This is a genomic window from Prauserella flavalba (assembly GCF_003202235.1).
GTDB classification, from domain to species: Bacteria; Actinomycetota; Actinomycetes; order Mycobacteriales; family Pseudonocardiaceae; genus Prauserella_A; species Prauserella_A flavalba.
On record NZ_MASU01000005.1, the window covers coordinates 1507647 to 1521818 of the forward strand.

Annotated in this window: 18 protein-coding genes; 5 read left to right on the forward strand and 13 right to left on the reverse strand. The window is 72.4% G+C overall.

All coding sequences use genetic code 11. The features are described 5' to 3' along the window. Window positions 1–8: 8 nt before the first annotated feature. Window positions 9–1172 (reverse strand): acyl-CoA dehydrogenase family protein, encoded by a 1164-nt coding sequence (locus BA062_RS14665; protein WP_110336587.1) that lies wholly within the window; start codon window positions 1170–1172, stop codon window positions 9–11. 169 nt (window positions 1173–1341) lie between these two features. Here BA062_RS14665 and BA062_RS14670 point away from each other — a divergent pair, with 169 nt between their 5' ends. The 5 genes from BA062_RS14670 to BA062_RS14690 are packed head-to-tail and all read left to right on the forward strand — an operon-like array spanning window position 1342 to window position 4690. Further along, window positions 1342–1902 carry a VOC family protein gene (locus tag BA062_RS14670; protein ID WP_168213955.1) on the forward strand — a complete coding sequence of 187 codons (561 nt, stop codon included), beginning with the start codon at window positions 1342–1344 and terminating at the stop codon, window positions 1900–1902. Further along, window positions 1899–2087, forward strand: a complete 189-nt coding sequence (locus tag BA062_RS14675; protein WP_110336589.1) for a ferredoxin — start codon at window positions 1899–1901, stop codon at window positions 2085–2087. Before BA062_RS14670 ends, BA062_RS14675 begins: the two co-directional genes overlap by 4 nt. A 9-nt stretch (window positions 2088–2096) precedes the next feature. Further along, complete coding sequence (locus BA062_RS14680; protein WP_110336590.1) at window positions 2097–3320, forward strand: NAD(P)/FAD-dependent oxidoreductase; 1224 nt, start codon at window positions 2097–2099, stop codon at window positions 3318–3320. A gap of 24 nt (window positions 3321–3344) precedes the next feature. Then, window positions 3345–3668, forward strand: coding sequence for a ferredoxin (gene fdxA, locus BA062_RS14685; RefSeq protein ID WP_110336591.1), 324 nt, complete (start codon window positions 3345–3347; stop codon window positions 3666–3668). Beyond that, the gene (locus BA062_RS14690) at window positions 3665–4690 is read left to right on the forward strand and encodes an alcohol dehydrogenase catalytic domain-containing protein (RefSeq protein ID WP_110336592.1); all 1026 of its coding nucleotides are present in this window, start codon (window positions 3665–3667) and stop codon (window positions 4688–4690) included. Before fdxA ends, BA062_RS14690 begins: the two co-directional genes overlap by 4 nt. Window positions 4691–4717: 27 nt before the next feature. Here BA062_RS14690 and BA062_RS14695 read toward each other — a convergent pair whose 3' ends face one another. From BA062_RS14695 to BA062_RS14750, 12 genes are all read right to left on the reverse strand, one after another. Continuing rightward, a complete protein-coding gene (locus BA062_RS14695; protein ID WP_210406848.1) occupies window positions 4718–5218 on the reverse strand; it encodes a VOC family protein in 501 nt (166 codons plus the stop codon). Further along, complete coding sequence (locus tag BA062_RS14700; protein WP_168213956.1) at window positions 5215–5970, reverse strand: SDR family NAD(P)-dependent oxidoreductase; 756 nt, start codon at window positions 5968–5970, stop codon at window positions 5215–5217. The genes BA062_RS14695 and BA062_RS14700 overlap by 4 nt, the downstream gene beginning before the upstream one ends. Beyond that, on the reverse strand, window positions 5967–7193 hold the full coding sequence (locus BA062_RS14705; protein WP_245959822.1) for a cytochrome P450: 1227 nt from the start codon (window positions 7191–7193) through the stop codon (window positions 5967–5969). The genes BA062_RS14700 and BA062_RS14705 overlap by 4 nt, the downstream gene beginning before the upstream one ends. Continuing rightward, complete coding sequence (locus BA062_RS14710; protein ID WP_110336594.1) at window positions 7186–8319, reverse strand: thiolase family protein; 1134 nt, start codon at window positions 8317–8319, stop codon at window positions 7186–7188. The genes BA062_RS14705 and BA062_RS14710 overlap by 8 nt, the downstream gene beginning before the upstream one ends. After that, on the reverse strand, window positions 8316–8690 hold the full coding sequence (locus BA062_RS14715; protein ID WP_110336595.1) for an OB-fold domain-containing protein: 375 nt from the start codon (window positions 8688–8690) through the stop codon (window positions 8316–8318). The genes BA062_RS14710 and BA062_RS14715 overlap by 4 nt, the downstream gene beginning before the upstream one ends. A 31-nt stretch (window positions 8691–8721) precedes the next feature. Beyond that, a complete protein-coding gene (locus tag BA062_RS14720; RefSeq protein WP_110336596.1) occupies window positions 8722–9492 on the reverse strand; it encodes an SDR family NAD(P)-dependent oxidoreductase in 771 nt (256 codons plus the stop codon). Window positions 9493–9494: 2 nt separating this feature from the next. Further along, window positions 9495–10649, reverse strand: coding sequence for an acetyl-CoA C-acyltransferase (locus BA062_RS14725; RefSeq protein WP_110336597.1), 1155 nt, complete (start codon window positions 10647–10649; stop codon window positions 9495–9497). Continuing rightward, a complete protein-coding gene (locus BA062_RS14730; RefSeq protein ID WP_110336598.1) occupies window positions 10646–11512 on the reverse strand; it encodes an LLM class flavin-dependent oxidoreductase in 867 nt (288 codons plus the stop codon). The genes BA062_RS14725 and BA062_RS14730 overlap by 4 nt, the downstream gene beginning before the upstream one ends. Then, window positions 11509–12465 carry an LLM class flavin-dependent oxidoreductase gene (locus BA062_RS14735; RefSeq protein ID WP_110336599.1) on the reverse strand — a complete coding sequence of 319 codons (957 nt, stop codon included), beginning with the start codon at window positions 12463–12465 and terminating at the stop codon, window positions 11509–11511. The genes BA062_RS14730 and BA062_RS14735 overlap by 4 nt, the downstream gene beginning before the upstream one ends. Window positions 12466–12472: 7 nt before the next feature. Next, the gene (locus BA062_RS14740) at window positions 12473–12907 is read right to left on the reverse strand and encodes a MaoC family dehydratase (RefSeq protein ID WP_110336600.1); all 435 of its coding nucleotides are present in this window, start codon (window positions 12905–12907) and stop codon (window positions 12473–12475) included. Further along, the gene (locus BA062_RS14745; protein WP_210406849.1) at window positions 12904–13344 is read right to left on the reverse strand and encodes a hypothetical protein; all 441 of its coding nucleotides are present in this window, start codon (window positions 13342–13344) and stop codon (window positions 12904–12906) included. Before BA062_RS14745 ends, BA062_RS14740 begins: the two co-directional genes overlap by 4 nt. A 143-nt stretch (window positions 13345–13487) precedes the next feature. Then, window positions 13488–14171, reverse strand: coding sequence for a TetR/AcrR family transcriptional regulator (locus tag BA062_RS14750; protein ID WP_110336601.1), 684 nt, complete (start codon window positions 14169–14171; stop codon window positions 13488–13490). Window position 14172 lies beyond the last annotated feature (1 nt).

Here is a 14172-nt window from a genome sequence, read left to right on the forward strand (position 1 = left end):
CCTGTCTCTCAGAATGATCGGGGCAGACCGGCCATCTCGGCGATCGAGTTGCGGGCCATCTCATTGGCGATGGGGCCGATCCGGTAGAGCCGGGCATCGCGCCAGTACCGCTGCATCTGCGTCTCAAGCGCGTAGCCCATGCCGCCGAAGATCTGGATGCCGCGGTCGGCCGCGGTCACCGCGCCCTCGGAGGCGACGATCTTGGCCATGTTGGCGTGCATGCCGCACTCCAGGCCCTCGGCCTGGCGCCACGCCGCCTCGTAGACGAGCAGCTCGGCGGACTTCTGCGCGATCAGCATGTCGGCGTAGTAGTGCTGCAGCACCTGCATCTGGCCGAGCTTGCGGCCGAAGACGTCACGCTCCTGGAGGTAGCGCTTCGCCTCCTCGATCACGCCGTCGAGGATGCCCAGCGCGAGCGCCGACATGACGATCCGCTCGTTGTTGAGGGTCTTGAGCAGCATGTACCAGGCCTGGCCTGGCTCGCCCAGCATGAGGTCGTCGGGCACGAACACGTCGTCGAGGAACACCTCGCAGGACCCGACGTTCTTCATGCCGAGCTTCGGGATCTGCCTGCACTCCACGCCCGGCGTCTCACGTGGGACGAGGAACAGGGTGGTGCCCCTGGTCTTCTTGACCGGGTTCTTCTCGGTCCGGGCGAGCAGGAGCAGGTAGTCGGCGACGTGCGCCTGGGTGGACCAGATCTTCTGGCCGTTGATGACCCAGCCGTCCTCGGAACGGGTGGCCGTGGTCTTGAGGACGCCGAGCAGGTCGGTGCCGCCCGCGGGCTCGGTGAGCGAGATGGCGAACTTGGTGCGTCCCTCGGCGATGTCGGGCAGGAAGCGGCGCTTCTGCTCCTCGGTGCCGTAGTAGCCGACCGACTTGGCGCCGGCGAAGGCGTTGATGCCCCAGATCCACGCGATGCCGCCCAGCGAGCGGGCCAGCTCGCGGATGAGGATGACCTGGTCGAGCTCGGTACCGCCCGAGCCGCCGTACTCCTCGTCGATCGCGATGCCGTGGAAGCCGGCCTCGGCCATCTTCGCGAAGAGTTCGTGCGGGTACTCGAACTCCTTCTTCTCCAGCTCGAGGGCGACCTCCTTCGGGCACTCCTTCTCGACCCACGTCCGGACGGTCTTCCGGAACGCCTCCTGCTCGTCGGTGAGCGCGAAGTCCACGGTCCCTCCTGATCAGCCGGCCACACGGCGGCTCTTGGGATTTCCACCAAACGATTGCTTGATTCATGGAACACTGCCCTCGTAGTGATGTCAAGCACGCCCCTGGACTTTTATCAACCAATCGTTTGGTGTAAACATGGAACAGTCGAGGGCGACGAAAGGAAGACCCATGACCCGTGTGCACATCGACCACATCGCGCTCTGCGTGAAGGATCTCGACCAGGCCATCGAAGACTGGAAGGACATCCTCGGCGTGCTCACGCCCGAGATGACCGAGACGATCACGTACTCCCGGGGCAGCTCGGACGGCACCGAGATGGTGTGGGCGACCTTCCAGAACCCCGACCCCACGGGCGTCTCGATCCAGATGTGGGCCCCCGGCTCACCGGACAGCTGGGTGCACAAGGTGCTCGCCAAGCGCGGCGAGTTCGTCCACCACATCGCGTTCCTGAGCGACAACTTCGGCCACACCATGGAGCAGTGCCGGGCCGCCGGGCTGCCGGTCCTGCTCGACGAGGACAGCCACCCCGACACGATGCCGTGGCTGAAGTGGAACTTCCTGCCCGAGTCGAAGGCACACGGCGTGCTCATCGAGCTGGCCACGCGCTACCAGGTCGGCGGCGACCGGTGGGTGCCGCACCCCGGCAACGCCGAGAACGCCGACCTGCTCAAGGAGCTGACCCAGCGCTTCTACACCGACCCGGGTCTCCAGGACGGGGGACGGCCGTGAGGATCAACGTCGATCTGGCGCTCTGCCAGAACTACGGGCAGTGCGTCTTCGCGGCGCCGGACGTCTTCGACCTCGACGACGCCGGCGAGCTCGTCCACCAGGCGAGCGCCGACGAGTCCGCCCGCGCCGACGTCGAGGCCGCCGCGATGGCCTGCCCGGTGCAGGCCATCACGATCGAGGGGTAACGAGCCATCATGTCGACTCCCCCGGCCAGGCGGATCGTCGTCGTCGGCGGCTCGCTCGGCGGTCTGCGGGTCACCGAGGCGCTCCTCGCGGGCGGCTGGGACGGCGAGGTCGTCGTGCTCTCCGACGAGCCGCACGTGCCCTACACCCGGCCACCGCTGTCGAAGGCCGCGCTCGCCGACGGCCCTGACCTCGCGACGCTCGCGTTCAAGCAGCGCCCCGAGGCCGCGCGTGCCACATGGCGCTTCGGCTCCCGCGCCGTCGCCGCCGACCTCGCCGCACGCACGGTCACCCTCGCCGACGGCGGCACGCTCGCCTACGACGGCCTCGTCGCCGCCACCGGCGTCCGCGCGCGACGGCTGCCCGCGCACATCGATCGCACCAGCGGAGCCGGGCACGTGGTGCGGACGATCGAGGACTGCCGCGCCCTGCACGCCGAGCTGCGGCCCGGCGCCCGCGTGGTGGTGATCGGCGCCGGGTTCATCGGCTGCGAGGTCGCCGCCACCGCCACGGGACTCGGCTGCCACGTCACCGTCGTCGCCGTCGACGAGTCCCCGATGCTGGTCCCGCTGGGCCGCGCGGTCGGCGACGCCGTCAGGGCCCGCCACGAGCGCGCCGGTGTCGCCTTCCGGCTCGGCGTGCCGGTCGCCTCCGTGAGCGGAACCCGCGGGGCGTACTCCGTGGCCCTGTCGGACGGCACGGTGGTGGACGGCGACGTCCTCGTCCAGTGCGTCGGCTCCGCCCCGTGCGCCGAATGGCTGGAGGGCAACGGGCTCGACCTCACCGACGGCGTCGCGACCGACAACCACCTGCGCCTCGGCAGCAACGCGGGCGCGGTCGCGGTCGGCGACGTCGCCCGCTTCCCGAACCCGCTCTTCGACGACGTCCCTCGCCGCATCGAGCACTGGCAGACGCCACTGGAGACCGCGCGCCGCGCCGCCGCCACCCTGCTCGCGGACCTCGCGGGCGCCGGCGCGGACCCGGCGCCGTTCACCCCGCTGCCCTCGTTCTGGTCCGACCAGTACGACCTGCGCCTGCAGTCCTTCGGCGTGCCCGGCATCGCCGACCGGACCGAGATCCTCGAAGGTGATCTCGACGACCAGGCGGTGGTGGGCTACCTCCGCGACGACCGCCTCGTCGGCGCCGTGCTGCTCGGCCTGCCCCGGCGCGCCGCGGCCGTCCGCAAGCAGCTGCTCGCCACCCTCTCCGACCCGGCGGCCACCTACGCCGCCTGAACCCTTCCTCGCCAAGGAGACCCGATGACCTACGTGATCGCCGAACCCTGTGTCGACGTGCAGGACAAGGCCTGCATCGACGAATGTCCCGTCGACTGCATCTACGAGGGCCCGCGAATGCTGTACATCCACCCCGACGAGTGCGTGGACTGCGGAGCGTGCGAGCCGGTCTGCCCGGTCGAGGCTATCTACTACGAGGACGACGTGCCCGCGGAACTGGCCGCCTACACCAAGGTCAACGCCGAGTTCTTCGACGCGCTCGGCAGCCCCGGCGGGGCGAGCGGGCACGGCGCGGCGGAGGCCGACCATCCGCACGTGGCCGGACTGCCCGCACAGGCCCCGGCGTGAGCGGGGGCGCCGTGCACCTCGCCGCCACCACGACACGCCTGCGCACGGTCGTCACCGCCCCGGTCACGCCCGCGGAACCCGGCCCCGGCGAGGCGCTGCTCACCGTCGAACGGGTCGGGATCTGCGGAACCGACCTGCACATCTGGGACGGCAGCTACGCCACCGGCCTCCCGCTCATCCAGGGCCACGAGATCAGCGCGACCGTCGCGGCGCTGCCCGGCGGCTACACCGGCCCCCTCGCCGTCGGCGACCGGGTGGCCGTGGAGCCGGTGGTGGCGTGCGGAACGTGCTACCCGTGCCGGATCGGGCGCCGCAACACCTGCCGGTCGATGGACGCCGTCGGCGTCCACCGGCCCGGTGGCTTCCAGGAGCGCGTCGCGGTGCCCGCAGGCAACTGCCACCCCGCGCCCGGCCTCACGGCCGACGTCGCCGCACTGGCCGAGACGCTGTCGGTGAGCCTGCGGGCCATCACCCGCCCCGGCGTGCGGGCCGGAGAACGGGTTCTGATCCTCGGCGCGGGACCGATCGGGCTCGGCGCCGTCATCGCCGCGCGCGACGTGGGCGCCGAGGTGATGGTCGCCGACCTGCACGAGGCCAGGTTGGACCTCGCGCGCACACTCGGCGCCGCCGTCACCGTCCGCGGGGTCGGTCAGCTGCCCGAGCACGTCGCCGAATGGACCTCCGGGGAGGGAGTGCCCGTCGTGGTGGAGGCCACCGGTGCCGCGGCCGTCGCCGAGCGCGCCTTCGAGGTGGTCGCGACCGCGGGCCGGATCTCGCTGGTCGGCGTCTCCGAGCAGGTCGCGAACCTGAGCCTGCGCACGTTCACCGCGAAGGAGCTCGACGTCTACGGCAGCCGGTCCACGCTGGACTTTCCCGCGGCGATCGCACTCGCCGGACGGCACCAGGACGACGTGCGCCGCCTCATCAGCCACGAGTTCGGCCTCGCCGAGGTCGGCGAGGCGCTGGCGTTCGCCCACGACAACCCGCAGTCGGTGGTGAAGACCGTCATCGCCGTGGGCTGAGCGCCCGGCACTGGCCGCCGCCCGAGTTCAGGGCGTGGCCTTCCAGCACGGCCACGCTCCGTCGAACCCGGCGCGGCCCGCCAGCACGTCGTCGAGGGTGATGCCGTCGACCGGGCCGCTCCAGTCACGGTCGGTGTCGACGAGCTGTACCAGCCCGCCGGTCTGCCGTGGCCGCAGGAACGTCTCGCGCCACGTCGGGTTGCCCAGCTCGGTGCCGACCGTCTCGAACCCCGCCGCCTCGACCACGTCCACGGTCCGGGCCACGTCGCCGACCACGAACGTGACGTGGTGGAAGCCCTCGCCGCGTCGTTCGATGGTCCTGGCCAGCAGGCTGTCCTCCCGCAGCGGCTGCATCAGCTCGAGCTTGAAACCGCCCAGCCGCAGGTGGATGATCCGGGTGCCGGTCTCGTCGTTGTCACCGCCGAGGACGAACCGCCCGCCGAGCACGCCGGCGTACAGCGCGAGCGCCGCCTCCGCGTCGCGGACCGCGACGGCGACGTGGTCGAGCCTGCGGACGCCGGCGGTCAACTGATCTGCCCGCCGTCGACGACGAGGGTGCTGCCGGTGACGAACGAGGCGGCGTCGGAGGCCAGGAACACCACCGGGGCGGCGATCTCCTCCGGCCGGCCCCAGCGGCCGAGCGGGATCTCGGCAGCGTAGAGCCTGCCCATGCTCGAGTCGTCCTCGTAGTGCTCGTGCGCGCCCGAGTCGACCAGCCCGGGCAGCACCACGTTGCTGCGCACGCCGTGCCCGCCCCACTCGCGCGCCATCGTGCGGTTGAGCATCGTCAGCCCGGCCTTGGCGGTGCCGTAATGGGCCATCCCGTGCTGGGCGGCCTCCCCGACGATCGATCCGATGTGGACGATCGACCCGCCGCCCGCCCTGATCATGCCCGGCAGCGCGGCCCGCGCGCACAGCAGGGGGGCCTCCAGGTTGAGGGCCACCGTCTTCTGCCAGCCGGACAGGCGCATCTCCGCCAGCGGTGCCAGGAACCGCGCGCCGCCCGCGTTGTTCACCACCACGGTCGGGTCTCCGAGCTCGGCGGCGACCTTGTCGACGGCGTCGGTCACCTGTGCCTCGTCGGTGACGTCGGCGGTGACCACGCTCGCGCGCCTGCCCGTGGGCTCGATCAGCGCGGCCGTCTCCTCCAGCGCCTCCCGGCGGCGTGCGAGCAGGCCCACGTCGGCGCCCGCACTCGCGAGCGCGAGCGCGATCGCCCGCCCGATGCCGCCGCTGGCGCCGGTGACGACGGCGACCTTCCCGTCGAGCGCGCCGGTCACGACACCGCTCCCCGCCGGACGGGCATCCGTTTCATGCCGCGGCTCATCATCGTCGTGTGCCATTCCTCCGGCCCGTCGAGTGCGAGGTCCGGCAGCGCGTCGAGCACGGCGGGAATCGCGACCTGAGCCTCCAGGCGGGCGAGGAAGTTGCCGAGGCAGTGGTGCACGCCGAAGCCGAACGCGACGTGGTTGTTGGGCTGCCGCGTGATGTCGAGCTCGTGCGGCCGGTCGAAGACCTCGGGATCGCGGTTGGCCGCGCTCTGCACGAGGAACACGTTGTCACCCTTGCGCAGGGTCTTCCCGCGCAGCTCGACGTCCTCGGCCAGCAGCCGCTGCTCCAGCCGGGACGGGCCGTCGAACCGGAGCAGCTCCTCGACCGCGGTGGTGATCCGCTCTGGCTCCTCGCGCAGCAGGCGCCACTGCTCGGGATGCCGCAGCAGCTGGCGGGTGCCGTTGGCGATCAGGTTCGTGGTCGTCTCGTGCCCGCCGAAGACCAGCAGCGCGCACGTCGCGATGATCTCCTGGTCGTCCAGCGGAGGCTCCACGTCGTGGGCGGTGACGAGGCTGGAGATCACGTCGTCGCCGGGATCGCGGCGGATCTTCGCGACCAGATCCCTGAGGTACCCGGTCAGCTCCACGAGGCCCTGCTGTGCGAGCTCCCGGCGCCCCGGCTCGCCCTGCGCGCCGAAGACGAGCGTGAGGATGTCGTCGGACCACTTCTTGAACAGGTCGCGGTCCTGCGCGGGCACGCCGATCAGCTCGGCCACCACGATCGCCGGGATCGGGTAGGCGAAGTCGGTGACGAAGTCGAAGCGCTCGCGGCCCTCCAGCCCGGCGAGGGTCTCCTTGACGACCTGCTCGACGCGGGGCCGCCACGTCGCGACGCGTTTCGGGCTGAACGCGGGCATCACCAGCTTGCGCAACCGCGTGTGCTCCGGCGGGTCGAGGAAGACCATCCAGTGCCGCAGCACGTCGAACGTCGGCGCCCTCGCGGCCCGCTTCTCCTCCGACAGGTGCGTCTCGTAGACGGGCCGCACGCGGTCGGACGAGAAGGCGGGGTTGCGCAGCGCCCACAGCACGTCGGCGTGCTTGTGCAGGAACCACGCCCGGTACCGCTCGTTCCAGTGGACCGGATGTTCCGCCAGCATGTGCGCGAAGTAGGGGTAGGGATCCGCGAGGCGTTCCCCACCCAGCATGTCGTCGAGCTCCAGCGTCTCAACCACCGAGCACCACCACCACACACCCGTTTCCGTCGATTCCGGCGGTGCCGCCGCCCATCGTCTCCACGGCGGCGACCCGCGCTCCTTCCACCTGTCGTGCCCCGGCCTCGCCGCGCACCTGCCACACGGCCTCGGCGACCTGGGCGAGCCCCGTGGCGCCGAGGGGATGTCCCCGGCTGAGCAGCCCGCCCGAGGGGTTCACCGGCTGGCGGCCGCCGAGCGCGGTGTGCCCGGACAGCACCAGGTCGCAGCCGCCGCCGGGCTCGGCGATGCCGAGCGCCTCGGTGGCCGTGATCTCCCCGATCGTGAACGCGTCGTGCACCTCGAACAGGTCCACGTCCTCGGGGCCGATCCCGGCCTCCTGCCAGGCGTCCCCGGCCACGCGGGCCATCAGCTCGTAGCCCCAGGGCTGGGTGCTGCGGTGGTCCCACAGCTCGCCCGAGCGCAGCGCCGAGGCCGCGATGCGCACGTCGCGGCCGACGCCGCGCTCCCCGCCGATCACCGCGGCCGTGGCGGCGTCGGAGATGTCGCAGCACTGCAGCAGCGTCAGCGGGTCGGCGACCATCCGGGAGGCGAGCACCTCCTCGGCGGTCACCTCGGCCCCGTGCTGGGCGCGCGGGTTGAGCGCCCCGTGCCTGCGGTTCTTCACCGAGACGGCCGCGAGCGCCTTGGGCTCAAGGCCGTAGAGGTGCTCGTAGCGGCTGGCGACCATCGCGTACACGCCGGGCAGGGCCAGCCCGGCCCGGCCCTCGACGTCGGTCTCCTCGGGCGTGATCGGCCCGGAGAAGTGCAGGGTCATGGTCTCCACGCCCAGGCAGAGCACGCGCCGGAAGCGGCCGGAGAGCACCGCGTGGCGCGCCTCGTGCAGGGCGGTCGACGACGTCGCGCAGGCGTTCTCGAAGGTCAGGATCGGCACACCGGTGATCCCGAGCAGCTGCAGCGCGCGCTGCGCCGTGCCGGGGGCGCCGAACACGGTGCCCGCGAAGACGGCGTCGAGCTCGCGCACGTCGCCGACCCCGGCGTCGTCGAGCGCCTCGGTGACCGCCTGCTGGACGAGGGCCGGCGCGCCCACCCCGGGCTGGCGCCCGAACCGGGACGTGCCGACGCCGTGGACGAAAGCCGCGCTCATGACTCCTCCTCCGCGGGAACGGCGACGAGGTCGCCGGTCTCGGACGTGCCCGTGACGCGGGCCCGGCTCGCGGGCGGCAGCGGGCGGTCGCCCGGCGTGCGGACCAGCACGCGAGGCCCGTCGTCGAGCACGACGTAGGCCACCGCGTAGGGCGGGGTGTGGCCGGGTACGCGCACCCGCAGGCACGTGGAGGCCCACACCTCGCCCTCGGGCGAGAACGCGCTGTCCGCGACGGGTTCCCTGCACAGCGGGCACGTCAGCACCTGCTGGGCGACGGGGTAGCCGCACCCGGTGCACCGCCAGCCGAGGACGGCGACGCCGTCGGGGCCGGTCCGGACCCGCGGTCGCGGGTCACCGGTCGTGGTGCTCATCGGTCTCCTTCCACAGGGCAGGGGCGGCGGGTCATCGCGGCGCCATCCGCACACCGGCGTCGACACGGATGACTTCGCCGTTGAGGTACGTCGTCTCCAGGCAGGTCCGGACCACGTTGGCGATGTCGGCGGCCCTGCCGAGCCGCTTCGGGAACACGTTGGCCTCGCGCAGGTAGCCGCGGACCTCCTCGCTCGCGGCGCGCACCATCGGTGTGTCGATGGTCCCGGGGCACACGCACAGCACGCGCACCCCGCACGAGGCGAGATCGCGGGCCAGCGGCAGGGTCAGGGCGACGATGCCGCCTTTCGACGCGGCGTACGACGCCTGCCCGACCTGCCCCTCGAACGCCGCGATCGAGCCGACGTTGACGATCACGCCCCGCTCGCCGTCCTCGCCGGGCTCGTTGCGGGCCATCACCCCGGCGACGTTGCGCAGCACGTCGAACGCGCCCACCAGGTTGACCTCGATGCCCTGCCGGAAGCGCTCCAGCGGGAACAACGTCCCGTCGCGCGCGACGACCCGGGCCGCCGGGCTGATCCCGGCGCTGTTGACGAGCACGTCGATGCGGCCGAAGCGCTTGCCGACCTCCTCGACCGTGGCGGAGACCTGGGCGGGATCGGTGACGTCGAGCGGGAAGAACTCCGCCGCCTCACCGAGTTCGGCGCACAGCTCGGGCCCGCGCGAGCCCGGCAGGTCGAGCACCGCGACCCGGCCGCCGCCGTCGGCGAGCATGCGCGCGACGCCCTCGCCGATGCCCGAGGCACCGCCGGTGACCACTCCCACCGCGCCGGTGACGCGCACGGCTACACCCGCTCCAGGATCGTGGCGTTGGCCAGCCCGCCGCCCTCGCACATGGTCTGCAGGCCGTAGCGGGCGCCGGTGCGCCGCAGCTCGTGGACGAGCGTGGTCATCAGCCGCGCGCCCGACGCGCCGAGCGGGTGGCCGAGCGCCATCGCCCCGCCGTTGACGTTGACCCGGTCGAGGTCGACGCCGAGGTCCTTGGCCCACGCGAGCACCACCGCGGCGAACGCCTCGTTGCACTCGTAGAGGTCGATGTCGTCCACCGTCAGGCCGGCGCGGTCGAGCACCCTGCGGGTCGCCGGGATCGGGCCGGAAAGAATGAGCACCGGGTCGCTGCCGACCACGGTGGCCGTGTGGACCCTGGCGATCGGGGTGAGCCCGAACTGTTCCACCGCGCGGTCCGAGGCGACCAGCACGGCCGCGGCGCCGTCGGCGATCTGGCTGGCGAGCGGGGCGTTGTGGATGCCGCCCTCCCGGATCGGCGGGATGCTCCGCATCTTGTCCCGGTCGGAGCTGCGCCGGACGCCCTCGTCGGCGGTGACCCCGGCGACCTCCAGCAGCTGCCCGGCGAACCGGCCCTCGTCGTGAGCGCGGGCGGCCTTGGCGTGGCTGGCGATCGCGAGGTCGAACATCGCCTCGCGGTCGATCCCCCACTTCTCGGCGATCAGGTCGCCGCCGCGGAACTGGTGGATCTCCTCGTCCCCGTAGTGCTTGGCCCAGCCCGCGCCGCCGAAGGGGTAGCCATAGCCGAGCTTCGGGTCGCCCGAGCTGTTGAGGGGCACCCGGCTCATCACCTCGACCCCGCCCGCGACCACCAGGTCCTGCTCGCCGGACTTCACCGCCTGCGCGGCGAACTGTACGGCCTGCTGGGACGAGCCGCACTGCCGGTCGATGGTGACGGCGGGGACCTCGACGGGCAGGCCCGCGGAGAGCCAGGCGTTGCGGCCGACGTTCCATGCCTGCTCGCCCAGCTGCGCCACGCAGCCGGCGATCACGTCGTCGACGCGTGCGGGATCGACCCCGGTGCGCTCCAGCAGGGCGGCGAAGACGTCGCCGAGGAGGTCGGCCGGGTGCAGCCCGCTGAGCCCTCCGCCGCGCCTTCCGGTCGGGGTGCGGACTGCGTCCACAATGTACGCCTGGGGGCGCGACCCGGTCATGTCATCACCTCTCGTTCTGCTGCGGTGTGCTGGTGTGTGCGCTCGGTGTCCCACAGTTCCTCCAGCCCGGAGGGCAGCCGCTCCTGCTGGAGCCGTGGCCGGACCACGACGGCGAGGTCGGCCAGCGCGGCGTGCCACGCGGCGGTGCCGGGCTCGGGGGTGAGGCGCACGAGCGTCGTGTCGAGTCCCCAGCCGTCGCGCTCGGCCAGCAGCCGGTGCGCCAGCGCGGCGGCGTCCTCGGCACCGGGGTCCCACGTCCGCACGGCCGGGCGGCGCAGCCGGCGGCACGCGGGCCCGAGCGAGCGCTCGAGTCGTTGCCAGACCGCTGTTCCGTCCGCTTCGGACACCGGGCTGAGCGCGTACGCCGAGGCGACCGCCGGTGCGGCCTGGCCGAGCAGCCACAGTGTGGGCTCCAGCGCGTACGGCGCCGGTGTCACGCGCACGCGGGTCTCGGGGTTCACGGTGTGCTGCGGCAGCCCGGCGGGGATGGTGTGGCGCGGGCCGCGGTGGGCGAACGGCGTGGTGCCCGCCGCGGCGAGCAGGACGTCGGTCCACTCGGTCAGCCCCGCCTCGTCGTCGCCGCGCAGGCCGAGCGCGAGCCTGCCGCCGAGCAGCTGATCGGCGACGTGGCGTTCCTCGGCCAGGTACAGCGGGTGGTGCCCGGCGACCGCCGTGGCGGCGCCGATCAGCAGTGTGCGCGTCGGCTCGGCGCACGTGACGGCCGCGGCGAGCGCCACCTCGGGCCGCCCGGCCGGCGCGTCGAGCCAGACCAGGTCGAGTGCCGCCTCCTCGACGGCCGCCGCCAGCGCGGGCACCTCCACGAGCGACACCGTGGCCAGGTCGAGAGTGACGCCGATCCTCATGCCGCCACCGCCTTCAGCACGGTTCCGGCGAGCAGTTCGAGTTGCTCGCCGAGCTCGCGGCCGGAGACGAAGTCGAAGTTGACCCTGGCCACAATGGTGTCCACCCCGGCGTCGGCGATCTCCCCGAAGCGGGCCGTGACTTCGTCCGGGCTACCGACGACCGCGCTCGTGGCGGTGCGGTCGACCTGTCCCTGGAGCCGCCCGGGGCTGGTGAAGCCGTGGCCGCCGTCGAGCACCCACCACGCACCGGCCTCCTCGGTGTAGTGGCGCCGCAGCCGCGGGAGGAACCAGGAGCGCGCGGCCTCGCCGTCGACGTCCACCCAGGTGTCCTTGATCATGCCGATCCGGCCGGGCTCACGGCCCGCGTCGCGCGCCGCGCCGGTGATCGTGGCGACCGCGCGGCGGATGCCCTCGGTGTCGAGAGTCTGCGGCAGCAGGGCCGACATCCCGTGGCGGCCGATGCGTTCCAGCGCCGCGCGGGCCATCCCGCCGCCCCACATGGCGTCAGAGCGCCGGTCGCGCGGCTCGCGGTCGAGCACGCGCAGACCCTCGTCCATGCGGCGCCCGCGTCCCGTGCGCGGCAGACCCAGCGCGTCGAACTCCGCGTCGCGGTGTCCCAGTCCGACGCCGAGCTCCAGCCGTCCGCGCGCCGCGTCGTCCACCGCGGCCGCGAGCGAGCGCAGGCGCTCGGGATCGTGCTGGGGCAGCAGCACCATCGCGGTCCCGAGCCGCAGCGTCGTGGTGGCCGCCGCGGCGGCGGCGACCGGCAGCAGCGGCGCCGGGCAGAACGCGTCGTACCAGAGGCGGTGCTCGGCGAGCCACAGGTGGGCGTAGCCGAGCTGCTCCACTTTCCTCGCCACTGCGGGAAAGTCGCGGTAGAGCCTCGGAAGCTGGTGCGGCCGGGTCACCGTGGACTGGAACGTCCACAGCCCGACTCCCATCTCGACACCCATGTCCGGGTCAGTCCCGGACCAGGTGCGTGACGTCGGTGGTGGCGGTGCCCGCGAGCACCACCCGCTCGCCCACGACCAGCTCGACGTCGCAGTCGGCGAGCGTGCGGCCCCTGTCCTCGCGCAGCGCCGACACCGTCCCGCGGGCGACGACGTGGTCGCCGCCGAGCACGTTGCCCTGGAACCGCACCCGGATGCCGCGCAGGTGCTCGTGTCCGCCGGTCCAGGCGGCGAGCATGTTCATCACGTAGGCGAGGTTGTTGGGGCCCTGGTTGACGGGCTTGTCCCCCATCCCCAGCGCGCGCACGGCGTCGAGGTCGAAGTGGATGGGGTTGGGGTCCACCAGTACCAGCGCCATCGTCTTCATCTTCTCCGCGCTGACGGCGGGCAGTTCCCAGCCCGGGATCACGGTGCCCGCCCGCACGGTGCCGCTCGTCGTGGTCATGCGTCCCTCCTCGGGAAGACGATGGAGTTGTAGGTGGACGCGGCGAGCTCGCCCGCGGCATCGGTGAGCGCCAGCCGGAACCCGACGATGTCGAAGACGCCGGTTCGCTTGCCGCGCTTGCGTTCGGCGGAGACGAACTCGCCGCTGACGGTGAAGCTCTCGCCGACCTGGAGCGGGCGTTCGAGCACGGTCTCGTGCTCGCCGAACATCGGCCCGTCGGCGGCGGTCGCACCGCAGATCGCGAAGACCTCGTCCCAGCTGACGCCCTTGCCGACCGCCACGCTGATGTAGGCGAACAGCGGGTGCGCCACCGTGCCGTTCCTCGGCGACCCGACGACGTCGTTGAGGAGCCAGTCGACGTACGGCTCGATGGTGTAGGTCCCGCCGGGGATCGGGCGGCCGACGATCGCCGCCAGCTCGCTCTCGGTCATCGTCATCGAGACTCCAATTCACCAACCAACTGATTGGTAGAAGTCTGCCAGACGGCGCCCGCCCTGCCAAGCACCTCGGCGGGCGCGCACGAGAAAGGGCCTGAGCCGGCGTGCGGCTCAGGCCCTTTCTCCTCGACAGTGTGCCCGGGTCAGCCCCGGGAGAAGGCCCCGCGCAGCGCCTCGATCCCGCCGGCCGAGGCGACCGCGGACTCGGAGGCGACCGACGACACGATCATGCCGATGTAGACGTCCGCCAGCTGCTCCGCGGTCTTCGGCCCGTCGGGCCGGTACCACCGGGTCATCGAGTTCAGCTCACCGGTGATCACGATGGCGGCCAGCCGGGAGTCGATCGCCCTGTCGATCACGCCCTCCTGCTGCCCCTCCTCGAGAATGCGCTGAAGCACCACGACGTAGGTCTCCCCGCCCTCCCGGATCTCGGCGCGCCGCTCCTCGCTGAGCCGGTCGAACTCGCGTAGCTGGATCGTGTACGGCACGAGATGGTCGGCCGCGAACAGCACGTGGGTGCGCACGAACGCCGCGAGCTTCTCCAGCGGCTTCTGCTCCGCGTCCGTCACGAGGCGCATGTCCGCGATCGCCTCGTCGTAGACGTCCTTGATGATCTTGTAGAGGAAGTCCTCCTTGGACCGGACGTAGTGGTAGAGGCTGCCTTTGAGAATGCCGACCCGGTCGGCGATGTCCTGGATGCTGGTCGCGCTATAACCCTTGTCGAGGATCACCTCGGCGGCGGCCTCGACGATCTCGGCGAAGCGCTCCGGGTCCGGCCCGCGACGCGGCCGTCCCCGCTTGGCCGGCTCGGCGTCGATCTTCGACATC

Excerpts from the sequence above, each read along its gene's own strand:
- BA062_RS14725 (WP_110336597.1), bottom strand. The coding sequence starts at position 10,649 with ATGACCGGGTCGCGCCCCCAGGCGTACATTGTGGACGCAGTCCGCACC.
- BA062_RS14680 (WP_110336590.1), top strand. The coding sequence starts at position 2,097 with ATGTCGACTCCCCCGGCCAGGCGGATCGTCGTCGTCGGCGGCTCGCTC.
- BA062_RS14740 (WP_110336600.1), bottom strand. The coding sequence starts at position 12,907 with ATGACCACGACGAGCGGCACCGTGCGGGCGGGCACCGTGATCCCGGGC.
- BA062_RS14710 (WP_110336594.1), bottom strand. The coding sequence starts at position 8,319 with ATGAGCGCGGCTTTCGTCCACGGCGTCGGCACGTCCCGGTTCGGGCGC.
- BA062_RS14715 (WP_110336595.1), bottom strand. The coding sequence starts at position 8,690 with ATGAGCACCACGACCGGTGACCCGCGACCGCGGGTCCGGACCGGCCCC.
- BA062_RS14730 (WP_110336598.1), bottom strand. The coding sequence starts at position 11,512 with ATGAGGATCGGCGTCACTCTCGACCTGGCCACGGTGTCGCTCGTGGAG.
- BA062_RS14745 (WP_210406849.1), bottom strand. The coding sequence starts at position 13,344 with ATGACGATGACCGAGAGCGAGCTGGCGGCGATCGTCGGCCGCCCGATC.
- BA062_RS14735 (WP_110336599.1), bottom strand. The coding sequence starts at position 12,465 with ATGGGTGTCGAGATGGGAGTCGGGCTGTGGACGTTCCAGTCCACGGTG.
- BA062_RS14750 (WP_110336601.1), bottom strand. The coding sequence starts at position 14,171 with ATGTCGAAGATCGACGCCGAGCCGGCCAAGCGGGGACGGCCGCGTCGC.
- fdxA (WP_110336591.1), top strand. The coding sequence starts at position 3,345 with ATGACCTACGTGATCGCCGAACCCTGTGTCGACGTGCAGGACAAGGCC.
- BA062_RS14670 (WP_168213955.1), top strand. The coding sequence starts at position 1,342 with ATGACCCGTGTGCACATCGACCACATCGCGCTCTGCGTGAAGGATCTC.